Source organism: Acidobacteriota bacterium (assembly GCA_039028635.1).
Lineage (GTDB): Bacteria > Acidobacteriota > Thermoanaerobaculia > Multivoradales > JBCCEF01 > JBCCEF01.
Window position 1 is genome coordinate 1 of the sequence record JBCCHV010000067.1, and the last position, 15,422, is coordinate 15,422.

General features: G+C 66.5%; 13 protein-coding genes. 3 read left to right on the forward strand and 10 right to left on the reverse strand.

Going from position 1 to position 15,422, the window contains the following annotated elements:
• The 6 genes from AAF604_21290 to AAF604_21315 form a co-directional block, all read right to left on the reverse strand.
• Positions 1–139: GTP-binding protein (locus AAF604_21290; GenBank protein ID MEM7052215.1), on the reverse strand; the 139-nt coding region annotated here is incomplete at its 3' end.
• 23 nt (positions 140–162) lie between these two features.
• Positions 163–2,238 (reverse strand): elongation factor G, encoded by a 2,076-nt coding sequence (fusA, locus tag AAF604_21295; GenBank protein MEM7052216.1) that lies wholly within the window; start codon positions 2,236–2,238, stop codon positions 163–165.
• A gap of 103 nt (positions 2,239–2,341) precedes the next feature.
• On the reverse strand, positions 2,342–2,812 hold the full coding sequence (rpsG, locus tag AAF604_21300) for a 30S ribosomal protein S7 (protein MEM7052217.1): 471 nt from the start codon (positions 2,810–2,812) through the stop codon (positions 2,342–2,344).
• A gap of 16 nt (positions 2,813–2,828) precedes the next feature.
• A complete protein-coding gene (gene rpsL / locus AAF604_21305) occupies positions 2,829–3,203 on the reverse strand; it encodes a 30S ribosomal protein S12 (protein ID MEM7052218.1) in 375 nt (124 codons plus the stop codon).
• A gap of 715 nt (positions 3,204–3,918) precedes the next feature.
• Positions 3,919–5,049 (reverse strand): DUF3524 domain-containing protein, encoded by a 1,131-nt coding sequence (locus tag AAF604_21310; protein MEM7052219.1) that lies wholly within the window; start codon positions 5,047–5,049, stop codon positions 3,919–3,921.
• Between the two features lie 13 nt (positions 5,050–5,062).
• A complete protein-coding gene (locus AAF604_21315) occupies positions 5,063–8,605 on the reverse strand; it encodes an alpha-amylase family glycosyl hydrolase (protein MEM7052220.1) in 3,543 nt (1,180 codons plus the stop codon).
• Positions 8,606–8,713: 108 nt separating this feature from the next.
• Between AAF604_21315 and AAF604_21320 the strand changes: the two genes are divergently transcribed.
• Positions 8,714–9,103, forward strand: coding sequence for a hypothetical protein (locus AAF604_21320; protein ID MEM7052221.1), 390 nt, complete (start codon positions 8,714–8,716; stop codon positions 9,101–9,103).
• Positions 9,104–9,345: 242 nt separating this feature from the next.
• On the opposite strand, the gene gap is transcribed toward AAF604_21320, so the two are convergent.
• Genes gap through eno form a run of 3 tightly spaced genes read right to left on the reverse strand, consistent with a single transcriptional unit; the run spans position 9,346 to position 12,701 of the window.
• On the reverse strand, positions 9,346–10,338 hold the full coding sequence (gap, locus tag AAF604_21325) for a type I glyceraldehyde-3-phosphate dehydrogenase (protein ID MEM7052222.1): 993 nt from the start codon (positions 10,336–10,338) through the stop codon (positions 9,346–9,348).
• Positions 10,338–11,357: a glyceraldehyde 3-phosphate dehydrogenase NAD-binding domain-containing protein gene (locus AAF604_21330; GenBank protein ID MEM7052223.1), complete on the reverse strand. Its 1,020-nt coding sequence runs from the start codon at positions 11,355–11,357 to the stop codon at positions 10,338–10,340. Before AAF604_21330 ends, gap begins: the two co-directional genes overlap by 1 nt.
• 36 nt (positions 11,358–11,393) lie before the next feature.
• Positions 11,394–12,701, reverse strand: a complete 1,308-nt coding sequence (gene eno, locus AAF604_21335) for a phosphopyruvate hydratase (GenBank protein MEM7052224.1) — start codon at positions 12,699–12,701, stop codon at positions 11,394–11,396.
• A 157-nt stretch (positions 12,702–12,858) separates the two neighbouring features.
• On the opposite strand from eno, the gene AAF604_21340 reads away from it, so the two are divergent.
• Entirely contained in the window at positions 12,859–13,194 is a 336-nt protein-coding gene (locus AAF604_21340; GenBank protein ID MEM7052225.1) for a hypothetical protein, read from the forward strand.
• Here AAF604_21340 and AAF604_21345 read toward each other — a convergent pair whose 3' ends face one another.
• Positions 13,195–14,523 (reverse strand): ATP-dependent 6-phosphofructokinase, encoded by a 1,329-nt coding sequence (locus AAF604_21345; protein ID MEM7052226.1) that lies wholly within the window; start codon positions 14,521–14,523, stop codon positions 13,195–13,197.
• Positions 14,524–14,680: 157 nt separating this feature from the next.
• Between AAF604_21345 and AAF604_21350 the strand changes: the two genes are divergently transcribed.
• The gene (locus AAF604_21350) at positions 14,681–15,394 is read left to right on the forward strand and encodes a hypothetical protein (protein ID MEM7052227.1); all 714 of its coding nucleotides are present in this window, start codon (positions 14,681–14,683) and stop codon (positions 15,392–15,394) included.
• Positions 15,395–15,422: the final 28 nt, after the last annotated feature.

Genomic DNA, 15,422 nt, shown 5'->3' on the forward strand with positions numbered 1-15,422 from the left:
AGGCCACCGTCTCCGCAAGACCCTGAGAGGCCAACACCGTCGTGATCGCCGCCGTCAACGTCGTCTTACCGTGATCGACGTGACCGATCGTACCCACGTTCACGTGCGGCTTTGTGCGCTCAAACTTTTCCTTACCCATGGTCCCCTCCTACGCTCCGGGAATCAGCCGGCGGCCTTTGCCACCAGCTCCTCACTGACACTCTTCGGAGCCTGCTCGTACGAAGCGAACTGCATCGTGTAGTTGGCTCGGCCCTGGGTGACCGAACGCAGGTCCGTGGCATAACCGAACATTTCCGACAGCGGCACCCGGCAGGTGATGACCTGCGAGTTGGCCCGCGCTTCCATCTGTTGCACCCGTCCGCGACGCGAGGTGATGTCGCCGATGACGTCCCCCATGTACTCCTCCGGGGTGACCACCTCGACCGCCATGATCGGCTCCATCAGCACCGGCTTGGCCTTCTTGCTGCCATCCTGGAAAGCCATCGAGCCAGCGACCTTGAAGGCCATCTCGGACGAGTCGACATCGTGGAAAGAGCCGTCGTACAGGTCGACCTCGAGGCCGGTGATCGGGTATCCCGCCAGGGGGCCAGACTCCATCGCCTCGCGGATGCCCTGCTCCACCGGCTTGATGTACTCCCGCGGGATCACGCCGCCGACGATCTTGTTGTTGAAGACGAACTCGTCGCCCTCGACCGGGCGGATGCGAATCTTGGCGTGGCCGAACTGGCCGCGACCGCCGCTCTGACGCACGAAACGGCCTTCGCCCTCGGCCTCGCGCGTGATGGTCTCCTTGTAGGCGACCTGCGGCTTGCCGATGTTGGCGCCGACGTTGAACTCGCGCACCAGACGATCGGTGATGATCTCGAGGTGCAGCTCGCCCATGCCGGAGATCAAGGTCTGGCCGGTATCCGGGTCGGTGTGCACCCGGAAGGTCGGGTCTTCCTTGGTGAGCTTGCCGAGGGCGACGCTGAGCTTTTCTTGGTCGGCCTTGGTCTTGGGCTCGATGGACACCGAGATCACCGGCTCCGGGAAGCTCATCGACTCGAGCACGACCGGCGCATTCGAATCACAGATGGTGTCGCCGGTGGTGACGTCCTTGAGGCCGACGGCGGCGGCGATGTCGCCGGCGTAGACCACCGAGATCTCTTCGCGCTTGTTGGCGTGCATCTTGAGGATGCGGCCGAGACGCTCTTTCTTGCCGCGGTTGACGTTGAGCACCGCAGTTCCGGACTCGATCGAGCCGGAGTAGACGCGGAAGAAGGCGAGCTGACCGACGAAGGGGTCGGTCATGATCTTGAAGACCAGGGCCGAGAAGGGCTCATCGTCGGAAGAAGGACGGGTGACTACCGTCTCCTCGCCCGGCTCGGTGCCCTCCACCGGCGGCACGTCGACCGGCGACGGCAGGTAGTCCACCACCGCATCGAGCAGCGGCTGCACGCCCTTGTTCTTGAAGGCGGTGCCGCAAAGCACCGGCTGCAGGCTGTTGGCGATGGTCGCCCGGCGCAGCGCTTCCTTGAGCTCGTCATCCGTCACCTCTTCGCCGGAGAGATACTTCTCGAGCAGGGCATCGTCCGTCTCGGCCACCGCCTCGACCATCTCCTCACGGCGCTTCAGGGCCTCCGCCGCCAGTTCCTCGGGGATGTCGACCAACTCGTAGTCGGCCCCCATGGTCTCGGTCTTGTACAGAATGCCCTTCATGCGGATCAGGTCGATGACCCCCTGCATACGATCCTCGGCGCCCCAAGGAATCTGCAGGGCCACCGGCTTGGCACCGAGCCGCGACTTCATCATGTCGATGGTGCGATCGAAGTCGGCTCCGACGCGATCCATCTTGTTGACGAAGGCGATGCGAGGCACCCGATAACCGTCCGCCTGACGCCATACCGTCTCGGACTGGGGCTCGACTCCGGCCACCGCATCGAACACCGCCACGGCACCGTCCAACACGCGCAGGGAGCGCTCCACCTCGGCGGTGAAGTCGACGTGTCCCGGCGTATCGATGATGTTGATCAGATAGTCGTTCCAGCTGCACTGGGTAGCCGCCGAGGTGATGGTGATGCCCCGCTCCTGCTCCTGGGCCATCCAGTCCATCGTGGCGGTGCCCTCGTGGACCTCACCGATCTTGTAGTTGACGCCCGTGTAGAAAAGGATGCGCTCCGTCGTCGTCGTCTTGCCCGCATCGATGTGGGCCATGATGCCGATGTTGCGCGTCTTGGGCAGGGGTACTTTGCGTGCCATGGTCTGAAAATCTCTTATGTGCTCTCAGGAGCAGCGCCGGCCAGCGCCGACACCGCCCCTCTCGAAACCGGATTCCTCGAAAACTCGCCAGCTATAAAAGGAGCTACCAGCGATAGTGGGAGAACGCCTTGTTGGCATCCGCCATGCGATGGGTGTCTTCCCGCTTCTTGACCGCGCCACCACGCCCCTCGGCGGCTTCCGAGAGCTCGCCCGCCAGGCGTTGACGCATGGTCTTCTCACCGCGCCCCTTGGCGGCGGCGATGATCCAGCGCATGGACAGGGCCAGGCGGCGCCCCGGGCGCACCTCGATGGGCACCTGGTAGGTCGAGCCGCCGACGCGGCGGGACTTCACCTCGACCGCCGGCTTGACGTTCTCGACGGCGCGCTTGAAGACCTTCATGGGATCGTCGCCGGAGCGCTCGCCGATGGACTCAAGGGCATCGTAGAGAATGCGCTCGGCCACCGCCTTCTTACCGTCCTCCATCAGGACGTTCACGAACTTGGTGACCAACTGCGAGTTGTAGACCGGATCGGCAAGGATCTCGCGCTTGGGGACTTCACGTCTTCTCGGCATCGCTTGACTCCAGTTCCTAGGCCTTCGGACGCTTCGCGCCGTACTTCGAGCGACCCTGACGGCGACCGTCGACGCCAACGGCGTCCAAGGTGCCACGGATCACGTGATAGCGAACACCGGGCAGATCCTTCACACGACCGCCACGAATCAGGACGATCGAGTGCTCCTGCAGGTTGTGGCCCACACCCGGGATATAAGTCGTCACCTCGATGCCGTTGGTCAACCGCACACGGGCCACCTTACGCAGCGCCGAGTTCGGCTTCTTCGGCGTCTGGGTATAGACGCGCACGCAAACACCGCGACGCTGCGGGCAAGCTTGCAGAGCCGGGCTCTTCGTCTTCGACTTGATGCGCTGGCGGCCCTTGCGCACCAGCTGTTGAATCGTAGGCATGCGTCAGCTCTCCTCGGCCTCATGGAACTCCATGAAGCATGTCGAGGCCTGCGCACGGCTCCGTGAGCCTTACGCGGCCCCACTTTCGACCTACCCTGGCTCAGCGGCTCAGGGACTGTCCGAAGACGAAAAAGTCACCACGGTCCCCGGGCGGGGACCCTCGGTGCGAAAACTCGCCGAGAGTAGCAAAGGCGTCGAAGCCCCGTCAACCTCTCGGTTGCCGGCCTGTCGATAGGACCGACGTGAGGGCGGAGTATAGCGGCACCCAACGGGTCCCGCAAGCGTTTTCATCCCGCCTTTTCAGGCCCCCGTCGCCTGAACACCCGTATCGTGCAGGCTCCCCTTGGCCGGGTGTCCCCGAGACGGCGGCTCGTGCCCTCACCACTTACCCCCGCGAAGATCGCCCAATAGCCCAGGCATCGCAGTCCGGTAGACGGGAGAGCGTCGGCGAACGAGCACGGGGCACAGTCTGTCCGAGCAGAAGAGGGACCACACAGAGGAGTCCCTCATCTACCCCACAGAGCCCCGAAAGCGATCCCGGCCGAGCGAGTTATGAGCCCCGAGCGCAGTCTGTCCGAGCAGAAGGGGGACCTCGGAGGGGAGTCCCTCATCTACCCCACAGGGCCCCGAACGCGATCCCGGCCGAGCGAGTTACGAGGCCCGAGCGCAGTCGACGACGCCCTCTCGGCGGAGCCATGCCAGAACCTCTCTTTGGTCAGCGCTTCAGATCCTCGTAAGAACCGTCGGCGACCACCTCCAGAGCTCTGTCCAAAGCCGGAGCCCGGTTTGACCAGCTGTAGCGCGCCATCGCCCGACGCCCCCGATCGCGATCGCCCTGCCAAAGCGAGCCACCGCGATGGCGCCCCTCGAGCTCGACCAGCCGCTGCGCCAGGCGCTCACCCTCGTCCTCCGGGATCCCCGAGCCATAGAAAGAGTCGGCACCGAAATCAGCGAACACCTCCGGATAGGCCAATCGCCGCGGCAGCAGCGGGAAGGCGCCAGCAGCCACCGCCTCGACGGCGCTCAGGCCGAAGAACTCGTGGCGCGCCGTCGACACGAAGACATCCGCCTCGGCGAGAGCTCGCTGGTATGCCTCGCGCTCCTCCAGCCAGCCCCAGTGACGAATACGCCCTCCCCAACGCTGGCGAGCCTGCTCGAACACCGGCGGCTGATCGCGAAAGCTCTCGCCCAGCACCGAGAGCTCGAGGTCGGCACCGGCGTCGAGGGCGGCCTCGACCCCCGCGAAGAAGGTCTCCGGAGCCTTGTCGTGCTCCCACCGCGCTGCCCACAGAACGCGCAGCGGTGAGCCGTCAGACCGGCGCTCCAGCGCCCAAGGCTCGGCGATCCCCGGAGGCTCGACGCGCAGACGCGAGGCGAGGCCGGCGAGGGAGCCCAAGGGCTGATGATCTGGAAAGCGCCGCAGCCAGCCATCCCAGGCCGCCATCAGCTCATCGCGATGAAAGGCGGAGTTGAACCACAGCTCGCGGGCCGCCAGAGCGCTGGTCAAGTTGGTGAAGGCGAAGTGACCATCGCCCTCATGCCCCCGGCGCACCGGATAGGTGAGCTGATTCTCGTGGAAGTAGAGCACCGCCGGCACCGCCGCCAGCAGCGGGACCAGGCCCCGGAAGGTCGCCAGGTCGAGCATGTCGCTCGCCAACAGCACGTCCCATCGCTGAGCCGGCAGATCGCGCCAGCGCTCCGCGAAGGTGACCGGAGCATGGCGCATGCGCCACTTCCACTTGTAGGCCGGCAGTGTGAGCAGAGTCCATCGATGCCGGCTGTGGTCCCGCCAACCGTCGAGGAAGGCGCGATGACTGCCGCCGTAGTAGGGCTCGAGAGCGAGCACCCGCAGGGAACGGTCAGGGCTCGTCAGCGGATGGCTCCTCGGCAGGACCTCCGGGCTGGGGATCGCCAGGCGCAGCCGCCTCGCGACCAGACGGCAGGCCTTCTCCCTCCTCCACTGCCTGCTCTTGCGCCGACCCTGTGGGCGCCGGCGCCCCGAGGATCTCGCGCAGCGTCTGCCAGCGATAACCGGAGGGCTCCTCCGCCGCCATCAGATCCTCGAGCAGGGGGCCGACGAAGGCCGGTACCGGCTGGTTCGCCGCCGTCGCCACCGCCGCCATCGCCACCAGCCACTGCATCCAGCCGCGGTAGCCTTCTTGCCGAAACCAAGACTCGCCATCGAAGCGGTGGAGCTGTAGCAGACGACGGACGGCAGCGTCCTCGATCCACCGGTCGACCATCGCCAGGGGGCCGGAGCGAGGAGCCGAGCCTTGCCACCACTGGCGCCGATCGGCGAACAGGCGCAGAGCAGCGACGGTGGACTCGTCGGTGCCGGCGAGCAGGTCTTCGAGCACTGGCACGAGGAGGCCATCATCGAGCAAGTCGCGGCCGCGCGCCGGAGCGATGACGGACAGCGGCTCGACGACCGCCCATAGGCGAAGGGCCCGCTGGTCGGCCCCGGCGTCCTGGCTCCGCCAGCGCTCCGTCGCTTCGTCGCCAGCCCCAAGCCGGTTCACGGCTCGCAGATTCTCACGTCCCCGCACCACCGCCCGATTCACCCCATCGCCCCCACCGGGCGGCATCGACTCCCCCACCGGGGCGACCCGGTCGACCTCCTGGGAGGGCCCCAGAGGCGGGGCGCTCTCGGTGTCAGCAGCATCGATGTCGCCAATCGCATCGCCACCGATCGCAGCGTCATCGGCCTTCCGACTCGCAGTGGCGCTCAGCGCCGCCGCGGCATAGGCCGCGGTCATCGCCGCGACCAGCTCCGGCCCATCCGCCTCGGGCTCCGCCAAAACCCGCTCCAGTAGTAGGGAGAAGGGCTCGCGCAGAGGAGACCCCCGTCGCCGCCGGATCGCCGATTCGACGTCATCCACGGCATCGCCGTCGAGGGCCTCGGCGAGCTCGCGATAGCGACCATCGAGGTCTCGGACACAGCGAAAATCACCGTAGACGCGGGCTTCATAGGAGCCCAGGCGGGCTTCGAGCCCGTCCTCCGCGAGACGTTGCGCCGAGATCAGCCGCTCACCGCCGGCGACCAGATCCCGGAAGATCCAGTAGCGATCCGGGCGCGGCGTGATGGCGAGGGCTTCCCCGAGGGTCTCGCGCCGGGGCTTCTCGCCCTCGCGATCAACGAAGGGCACACTGCGGCTCACCCGCCCACGGGTCTCGCCGGCCCGGTGGTGGACCCAGACCACCACTCGCTCCTCGCCCTGGCGATTGACGAAGGCGAAGACGTTGCGATCGTGGCCTGCGGCGGTGGCGAACTCCAGCAGCCGAAACTGCTCGACTTCGGCGAACAAGCGCCGACGCGCCAGCAGCGGCGTGATGACGCGATCGTGGTGAGCCACCAGACCGGGATCCGGGGCCTCGTCGCGAAAGCTCCGCCGATATTCCATGCCGTACTTCTCGCTCAACCCCTCCCATTGACCGTGCCCGAACAGCGGCAGCCCCGGCAGCGTGACCAGCAGCACGCAGGCGGCGAAGTACTTGTCCTGCTGACCAAACTGCTCGACGGCGGTTTCTTCGTCGGGATTGGAGAGGAAGTTGACGTGGCGCTGCAGGATTCCGGGCTCGAACTCGAGGATCTTCTCGAGGGAGCGATGGAGCTTGTCGTTCTCCTCGGCTCGCAGCATGTGCATGAAGGCGCTGTTGTACACCCGATGCATCCCTAAGCTGCGAACGAAATAGCTCTCCATCAACCAGAAGGCCTCGGCCAGCAGCAGCGTGTCCGGCGCCTCTTCGGCGACCCGATCAACCACCCGACGCCAGAACTCCTCCGGCATCAGGCGCTGAAAGTCCTCGTCTTCGAGGGCGAACTCGGCACGGCTCGGGATGTCGCCACCGTGCCCCGGCAGGGGATACCAGAGACGCTGAATATGACGCTTCGCCAAGGTCATGGCGGCATCGAAGCGAATCACCGGGAAGCGACCGGCGACCTCCAGGATGAGCTCGATCACCGCCTCCTGCACCGCCGGCTGGAGATAGTCGAGCTGGGCGGTGTCGTTCCACGGCGTCACGGTGCCGTCATTGCCGTGGTAGAGGTAGCGCACCTCGTCGCGCTGGCGATCGACCCGCCGAAAGACCACCGCCGCGTCGCTGCGGTCCCAATAGCCATCCTCGAGATAGAGCCCGACGGCGGGGTTCGACGACAGGTCCGGACCCTCGAAGGTGTAGTTGGGAAAGGGACAGTCGGGGCGGGTCAAAAAGCGCTCCGGAAAGCGCTGCACCCAGTCGGAATCGATGCCGAAATGATTCGGCACCATGTCGCATGCCAGGCGCAAACCGCGCTGCCAGGCACGCTCTCGCAGATCGTCGAGGGCGGCCTCACCGCCGAGCTCGTCGGCGACCTCGTAGGCATAGACGGCGTAGGCGGAGGCTCCCGCCGCCGGATTGCCGGCGCGGTGCTTGATCGTTCGGGAAGCGGCGCTGCGCTGCCAGACGCCGATCAGCCAGAGACCGGTGAAGCCTCGCTCCGCCAGCCGATCGAGCTCGTCGTCGGGGATCCCGTCGAGGGTGGTGATGTCGCGCTTCCAGGTCTGCGAAAGCTGGTGCAGCCAGACCAGGACGTTCTTCGCCACCAAGACCAGCTCGGGCATCCAGCGGCGGTCGGCGCTGAAGCGCTCCTCCCCTTCCTGCAGCGCTTCGAGGCTGACTTCCGGCGGCGGAGGTGGCGGGCCGCCGTGGACGAACACCGGCCGCTCCTCCTCACGCAGCACGTCGAGAGCCAGGAGCTGAGCACTCGCCTGTTCCGCAGTCCCCGCTTCGAAACCGGTCACCAGCTCGAGCTGATCGCGCAGCGAAGCCGGCACCTGGCGCTGGGGACGCTGGCAATGGTCCCAAAGGCTCTCGCCGTCGAGGGGCGGGAGCTGGACGAAGAGCTCCTCGAGGCTCGCCACCATGGCGCCGTAACCGGTCGCCTCCTCGAGCTCCTGATCGTCGAACAGGTCCCGCAGGTCGGCCATCGCGGGATTGCGATTGACCAGCCAGAGCTGCAGCACGGCGGCAAGATCGACGAAATCGTCACCGGCCGGCTCCGAAACGCCATCGGCCTCGACCTGTGGTCGCGGCGGCTCGCCACCCCCGAAGAGCTCGCGAAAGCGCTCCAGCATCGCCGCCACCGCGCGCGGCCCGAAACGATCCTCGAGCCAGGCATGGGCTCGGCGCCAGAGCTCGCCGTCGACCTGATGGACATAGTGATCGAACAGCCGCTCCGACCAGCGCTGGAGCTCGAAGAGGGCATAGAGCAGGCCGGCCCGAACGCCCCGCTCGGGATGAAGAGCGACCTGGCGATCGTGATCCAGTCGTCGCGCTAGCTGGCGCGACGCGGCAAGGTCGCCGATGAAATCCGGAGCAATCTCCAGACGACGGCGGATCTCACGGGAGAAGGGAAAGTACATGCGCGTGCTCGCGGCAAGCTACCACAGGGCTTTTCCGGCGCCGCGGCCGGGGAGTCCAGCGACCACCGACGCGATCCGCCTGCCGTCCGGTCACCATAGAATGGTGCCATGCGTCATGCCCTGGGACTCTGCCTGCTGACCGCCCTCGCCTGCCAAAGCACCGCCTCGATGACCGTCCCCGGCGGCGAGCCTTTTCGTCTCGCGGTGGGTGAATCGGCGCGCCTCGAGGACAGTGATCTGAAGGTCGTCTTCGAAGCGGTCATCGGCGATTCCCGCTGCCCGCGGGGCGTGCAGTGCGTCTGGGCCGGCGAAGCGACGATCCGCCTGACGGCTCGCCTCGGCGACCAGACGTTCGAGAGCGAGCTCACCACCCAGAAGCCGGAGGGTGAGCTCGCCGGCCATCGTTGCCGCCTGCTGGCCGTCGATCCCTACCCGGTACACGGCGAAGAGATCGCCCCCGAGGACTACGCCGTCCGTCTGGAGCTGACGCCGCTCTAGCAGGTTGCTGAGAAACTCATCGGCAACTTGCTCCCGGGCCCGAGAGGGCTGGGCGCCCCCGGCCCGGCGGCGAAGCCGTGAGACGGTGCCGCCCTGGACGGGGTGAGTCCCTGCGCGGGCCGCCGAACAATCGCACTTTTTCGGGCCGGGCCGCGCAGGCGAGGGGCAACTCCACTCAGCCCCCTGAAAAAAACAGCTAGCAGCGCTGAAAAAGTCGCGCAGCGAACTTCTTCAGCAGCCTGCTAGAGCCGGGTCAGCAGGTCGACGACGCGGTTGGAGTACCCCCACTCGTTGTCATACCAGGCGACGACGCCGACATAGCCGTCCCCCCGCGCCTCCGTCGACAGGGCGTCGAAGATCGACGAGTGAGGATTGCCGATGATGTCGCTCGACACCAGGGGATCCTCCGTGTACTGGATGATGCGCGCGAAGGCACCCTCGGCGGCCTCCTTGACGGCGGCGTTGATCGCCGCCACATCGGCGACCTCGCGGGTTCGACAGACGAGATCGACGATCGAGCCATCGGGCACCGGCACTCGCATCGCCAGGCCATCGAGCTTGCCGTCGAGGTGAGGCATCACCTTGGCCACCGCCTTGGCGGCTCCGGTGGTCGTCGGAATGATGTTCTCCGCCGCCGCTCGACTCCGCCGGATACTGCGATGGGGCACGTCCGCCAAACGCTGATCGTTGGTGTAAGCGTGCACCGTGGTGATCAGCCCTTCTTCGATCCCGAAGGCATCGTCGATCACCTTCGCCAAGGGCGCCAGACAGTTGGTGGTGCAGGAAGCGTTCGACACGATGCGATGGGAGTCGTCGAGCTGATCGTCGTTGACGCCCAGCACGATGATGGCGTCGACGGGATCCTTCGGCGGCACCGTCAAGACCACCTTGCCGGCTCCCGCCGCGAGATGCTTTTCGAGGGGCGCGCGCGTCCGAAACACGCCCGTCGACTCCACCACCACATCGACCCCCAGGTCGCCCCAAGGGATCTTCTCGGGATCCGGGATCGAGGTCATCGCCACTCGGTCGTCGCCGGCGGTCATCGACTCCTCGTCGACCGTCACCGGCTTCGTGAACTGCCCCATCACCGTGTCGTACTTCAGCAAGTAGGCGAGCTGCTCGTTGTCGTAGAGGTCGTTGATCGCGACCACCTCGAGATCGTCCCGCTCACTGAGAATACGGAAGACGCTGCGCCCGATCCTGCCGAATCCGTTGATCCCGACTCGCACCGTCATCAGGCGGCCTCCTCGTCGAGCTGGCGAAAGCGCCGAATCAGGTCCACCACCCGATGGGCGTAGCCCCAGCCATTGTCGAACCATGAGAGGGTCTTCGAGACGCGGTCGCCGAGCACCATGGTGGCTTGGGAGTCGAAGGTGCTCGAGTAGGCACTGCGAATGATGTCGCTCGACACGATCGGATCGTCCTCGTACTCGAGGATGCCCTGCCAGTCACTGCTCGCCGCGGTACGAATCACCTCGTTGACGGCCACTTCCGTCACCGGCTTGTCGTGCCAGCACACCAGATCGACGACGGAGCCGTTCGACACCGGCACGTTCATCGCCTTGCCGGACAGCCGACCGGCGAGCTCCGGCAGCAGCTCCTCCACCACCTGGGCGGCATTGCTCTCCTGGGGAATGATGTTCTCCGCCGCCGCCCGGCCACGGCGCTTGTCCTCCGCCGGCACGTCGGCCAGGCGCTGCTGATTGGTGTAGGCGTGCACCGAGGTCAGGAAGGCGCGCTCGATGCCGAAGGCCTGATGCAGGATCTTGATCACCGGCGCGGCGCAGTGGGCGGTACAGGAGGCATTCGAGATGATGCGATGCTCTCGCCGCAGCTCGCCGTCGTTGACCCCCATCACCACCGTCAGGTCCGGCGGGTCCTGGGGCGGCACACAGAGGATGACGCGCTTCGCCCCCTGCTCGAGATGGCGCTCGACCTGGCGGCGATCGCGATACTGTGCCGTCGCCTCGATCACCGTGTCGATCCCCAGGTCGCCCCAGGGCACGTCCCCGGGCTCGCGTCCCGAGAGCATCGGAATCTGGCGCCCGGCGACATAGAGATGCTGCTCGCGAATGCTGACCTCTTCCGGAAAGCGTCCGAGAATGGTGTCGAAGCGCAGCAGGTACTCGAGGGCCTTGGTATCGGCGATATCGCTGATCGCCGAAATGCGGATGTCCTCCCGCCGATAGAGGATCCTGAAGAGGTTGCGACCGATGCGGCCGAAGCCCATCAGCCCAACGCGTGTCGGTTCCATCGTCGCCAGTCTCCCTGGGCAGTCGCCCGGAGCGCCTCAGCCGCTCAGACGTCCGGGCAGGTTGTAGAAGACGCCGGCGCCGCGATAGCGGGCAGCGTCCCCGAGAGCTTCCTCGATTCTCAAGAGCTGGTTGTACTTGGCGGTGCGGTCGGTACGCGACAACGACCCGGTCTTGATCTGGCCGGCGTTGGTCGCCACCACCAGGTCGGCAATGGTGGTGTCTTCGGTCTCGCCGGAGCGATGCGAAACCACCGCCGTGTAGCGGGCACGCTTGGCCGTTTCGATGGCGTCGAGGGTCTCGGTCAAGGTGCCGATCTGGTTGACTTTGATCAAGATCGAGTTGCCAACGCCCTCGGCGATGCCACGCTCCAGGATGCGCGTGTTGGTGACGAAGAGGTCGTCGCCCACCAGCTGCACCCGCTCCCCCAAGCGATCGGAGAGGGCCTTCCAGCCACTCCAGTCGTTCTCGCCCAGGCCGTCCTCGATCGACAGGATGGGATAGCGCGCCACCAAGTCGTCGTACCAGGCGACCATGTCCTGGGCGCTGCGCAGCCCGCCATCCACCCGATAGGCGCCATCCTCCACCAGCTCGCTGGCCGCCACGTCGAGGCCCAGCCAGATCTCTTCACCGGGTCGATAGCCGGCCGCTTCGACGGCGCGCAGGAGCACCACGAGGGCCTCTTCGTTCGAGCCCAGGTCGGGAGCGAAGCCGCCCTCGTCGCCCACCGTCGTGCCGAGGCCGCGCTGCTTCAGCACCGTCTTCAGGTGGTGGAAGATCTCGGTGCCGGCGCGCAGCGCCTCGGAGAAGGTCGCCATCCCGACCGGCAGCACCATGAACTCCTGGATGTCGACGTTGTTGTCGGCGTGGGCGCCGCCGTTCAAGACGTTCATCATCGGCACTGGCAGCTCGCGGCTGCCGGCCCCGCCGAGGTAGGCCCATAGCGGCAAGCGATGGTGAGCGGCGGCGGCCTTGGCGACCGCCATCGAGGCGCCGAGAACGGCATTGGCGCCGAGGCGCGACTTGTTTTCCGTGCCGTCGAGGGCGATCAGTCGCTGATCGATGGCGACCTGCTCGCGGGCGTCCCAGCCGGCCAAGGCGGCGGCGATCTCGCCATCGACGTGGGCCACCGCCTGGCCGACACCCTTGCCGAGGTAGCGGGCCTGGTCGCCGTCGCGCAGCTCGACCGCCTCGCGCTCGCCGGTCGAGGCGCCGGAAGGCACCGCCGCCCGCCCTACGGAACCGTCGGCGAGGGCCACCTCGACCTCGACGGTGGGATTGCCCCGACTATCCAGAATCTGGCGTCCGTGAACGCCTACGATCGCTCCGCTCGCCGTCTCGGCCATGACCGTCTCACCTTTCTGCGCTGTTGTTTTCTTCCGGCGCCGCCGCCAGAAGAACAGCCACTCTAGCAGGCTGCTGAACCAACTCTCCAAGGGATTCGGTCGATTGGAGCGTTCTCTATCGAGAGCACCTTTCAGTCCTGATGAGGAGTTCCCGAAGATGCCGAAGAAATGCCCTCACTGCAGCCAGAAGAAGCTTGGTCACGAGAGCGAGGATCTCTTCGCCGCCCTCGACCTGCTCGACCCCTTCGGCATGCTCAAAGCGATTCCACAGGGCGCGGGAATCCACCGCTCGCGCTATGAATCGATGGTGAAGGGCATCGGCGAGGCCTACAAGGTGCGCTGCGAGTCCTGTCAGGGCCTGTGCTATCGCTGCCCGAGCTGCCGAAAGGTCAACAAGCTGCACGGACCACCCAGGGGTCGGGGCCTGGAGTGCCCGCGCTGTGCCAAGTGGTTCGTCTGGTGCGTGACCTCCGCCGACGAGTGGTGGACCTGATCACTCCCCGAAGCGCGCCGGCTGGCCGGTATTCTCCAAGACCCCCATCCACAGGCCGCCGTCCGGCGCCATGGTCTTCTTGCGCGACACCACCGCCGGAATCGGCACATTGATGAAGACGCCGTGCCAGAAGCCGACCAACATATCCGTCTTGCCGGCCATCGCCGCATGCACCGCGTTGCGCGCCAGGCCGTCGCAGAGCAAGGAGTCGTCCGTATTGGCCGGCACGCTCCGGATCGCGTAGCTGGGGTCGAAGTACTTCACCGCCACCGGCAGCTCGCGCTCGGCGAAGTGCTTCAGGATGCGCTCCCGCAACAACAGACCGATGTCTCGATGCTTACGGTTTCCGGAAGCGTCGCGCTCGACCTCGCCGGCGCTTTCGAAGAGATGCTGCCCCGCCCCTTCGGCGACCACCACCACCGCATGGCGGCGCGCCCGGATGCGAGCTTCGAGGGCGGCCAGAAAGCCCTTCGGCCCGTCGAGGTCGAACGGGATCTCCGGCACCAGAGTGAAATTGACTTCCTGGCTCGCCAGGGTGGCCCCGGCGGCGATGAAGCCGGCGTCGCGGCCCATGACCTTGACCAGTCCGATGCCGTTGGGCGCGCCGTTGGCCTCGACGTGGGCCCCCTGAATCACCTCCCGGGCCTGATCGAGGGCGGTGAAGAAGCCGAAGGAACGCCAGACGAAGGGAATGTCATTGTCGATCGTCTTGGGGATACCGACGACGGCACAGGTCTGACCGCGGGCCACCAGCTCGCGAGAGAGCTCGTGAGCACCGCGCTGGGTGCCGTCGCCACCGACACAGAACAGCATGTCGATGTCGCGCTCGGCGAGAAAATCCGCCATCACGGAAGAGCTTTGGGCGCCGCGGGAAGAGCCCAGCACGGTGCCACCGAAGAGCTGGATGCGGCGCACGAAGTCCGAGGTCATGGCGATCGGCGGCTGCCCCTCCTCAGGATTCAGGCCCTGGAAGCCGTAGCGAATGCCGTAGATCTTGCGCACCCCGTAGCGGTGGTAGAGCTCGTAGAAGACCGACCGGATGACGTTGTTGGTGCCCGGGCAGAGGCCACCACAGGTGACGATCGCCGCCCGCACCCGCCGCGTGTCGAAAAACAGCCGCTTCCGCGGACCGGCCTTCTCGAAGACCAGGGGGTCGAGAGCCTGGCCGGCGGCGTCGACCTCGACACTCACCCGGATGCCGGTCCCCGGCGCGACGAAGCTGCCGGTGGCTTCCAGGCTGGCCGCCGGCAGGTCGAGGGGAGACTCGACGGTGGGCTCGCCGAGGTGGCGGATCTTCAGCTCGTCGGCGGTGAGGGGCTTGTTGTGCATGGCAGCAGCGACCTCCACTTGGATGAAGGTCGTAGCCTACCCCGGAAGCGGCGAGGCACCATCGGATCCGCAGCGCGTTTTCGCTTGACTCCTTAGAGAGAGCCGCCCGCGCCCACCAGGTCGCGGGCGCCCCGCAATCCCTCCCAAGGAGACCGACATGCGCAAAATCCTCCTGTTGGCGGCCATGGTCGCCGTCCTCGCCCTGCCCTTCACCGTCGCCGGTGGCAAGCAGACCGCCGACGACTACACGAACGAAATCCAGAAGCTCCGCGCCAGCGAGTGGGACCTCTTCGAAGACGCCTGGATGGTCGACGACGGTCGCACCGTGACGGTGCTATGGGACTTTGCCGGCGCCAATCCTCTGGCCCCCGCCATCGAGGTTCCGCGCAAGGGCGACTACTGGTGGTACGAAGGCTCCTGGGCCGACCTCGAAGGTCCGGCGCGCCTGGTCGAAGACGGCGTTCTGCTCACCGACACCACCTTCGAAGGCGAGACCACCGGCAGCGACATCGACATCACTCAGCAGGACCCCGATGTCATCGGCATCCTCAACGTCACCGACACCAATCCCCCGGAGGATGAGAAGCAAAAGCTGGTGCAGCTGACCTACCGGTGGAAGCGCCAGGGCGGCGGCACCGCCCCTCCGGGACCGACCGTCACCATCACCCCCAACAATGCCAACATCATCGCCATCAACACCCGCGTCGCCGGTGGCTGGGAGTACGTCACCTACAAGATGACCTTCGGGCCGCCGTGCCCGGCCTCCGTCAAGGCCAGCTTCTCGCGCGCTCCGGGCGGTCCCGCCGTGGTCGTCGGCGGCGCCAGCATGATCGGCGTCTGCGCCAACCCGATCGACGGCACCGGCAACTGATTGCCCTCCCCGGGGGAGCCTCCTGCTC

What these genes read in the sequence shown, in the direction of transcription:
- fusA (MEM7052216.1), bottom strand. Translation starts at nt 2,238, where the DNA reads ATGGCACGCAAAGTACCCCTGCCCAAGACGCGCAACATCGGCATCATG.
- rpsG (MEM7052217.1), bottom strand. Translation starts at nt 2,812, where the DNA reads ATGCCGAGAAGACGTGAAGTCCCCAAGCGCGAGATCCTTGCCGATCCG.
- rpsL (MEM7052218.1), bottom strand. Translation starts at nt 3,203, where the DNA reads ATGCCTACGATTCAACAGCTGGTGCGCAAGGGCCGCCAGCGCATCAAG.
- AAF604_21315 (MEM7052220.1), bottom strand. Translation starts at nt 8,605, where the DNA reads ATGTACTTTCCCTTCTCCCGTGAGATCCGCCGTCGTCTGGAGATTGCT.
- AAF604_21320 (MEM7052221.1), top strand. Translation starts at nt 8,714, where the DNA reads ATGCGTCATGCCCTGGGACTCTGCCTGCTGACCGCCCTCGCCTGCCAA.
- gap (MEM7052222.1), bottom strand. Translation starts at nt 10,338, where the DNA reads ATGACGGTGCGAGTCGGGATCAACGGATTCGGCAGGATCGGGCGCAGC.
- AAF604_21330 (MEM7052223.1), bottom strand. Translation starts at nt 11,357, where the DNA reads ATGGAACCGACACGCGTTGGGCTGATGGGCTTCGGCCGCATCGGTCGC.
- eno (MEM7052224.1), bottom strand. Translation starts at nt 12,701, where the DNA reads ATGGCCGAGACGGCGAGCGGAGCGATCGTAGGCGTTCACGGACGCCAG.
- AAF604_21340 (MEM7052225.1), top strand. Translation starts at nt 12,859, where the DNA reads ATGCCGAAGAAATGCCCTCACTGCAGCCAGAAGAAGCTTGGTCACGAG.
- AAF604_21345 (MEM7052226.1), bottom strand. Translation starts at nt 14,523, where the DNA reads ATGCACAACAAGCCCCTCACCGCCGACGAGCTGAAGATCCGCCACCTC.
- AAF604_21350 (MEM7052227.1), top strand. Translation starts at nt 14,681, where the DNA reads ATGCGCAAAATCCTCCTGTTGGCGGCCATGGTCGCCGTCCTCGCCCTG.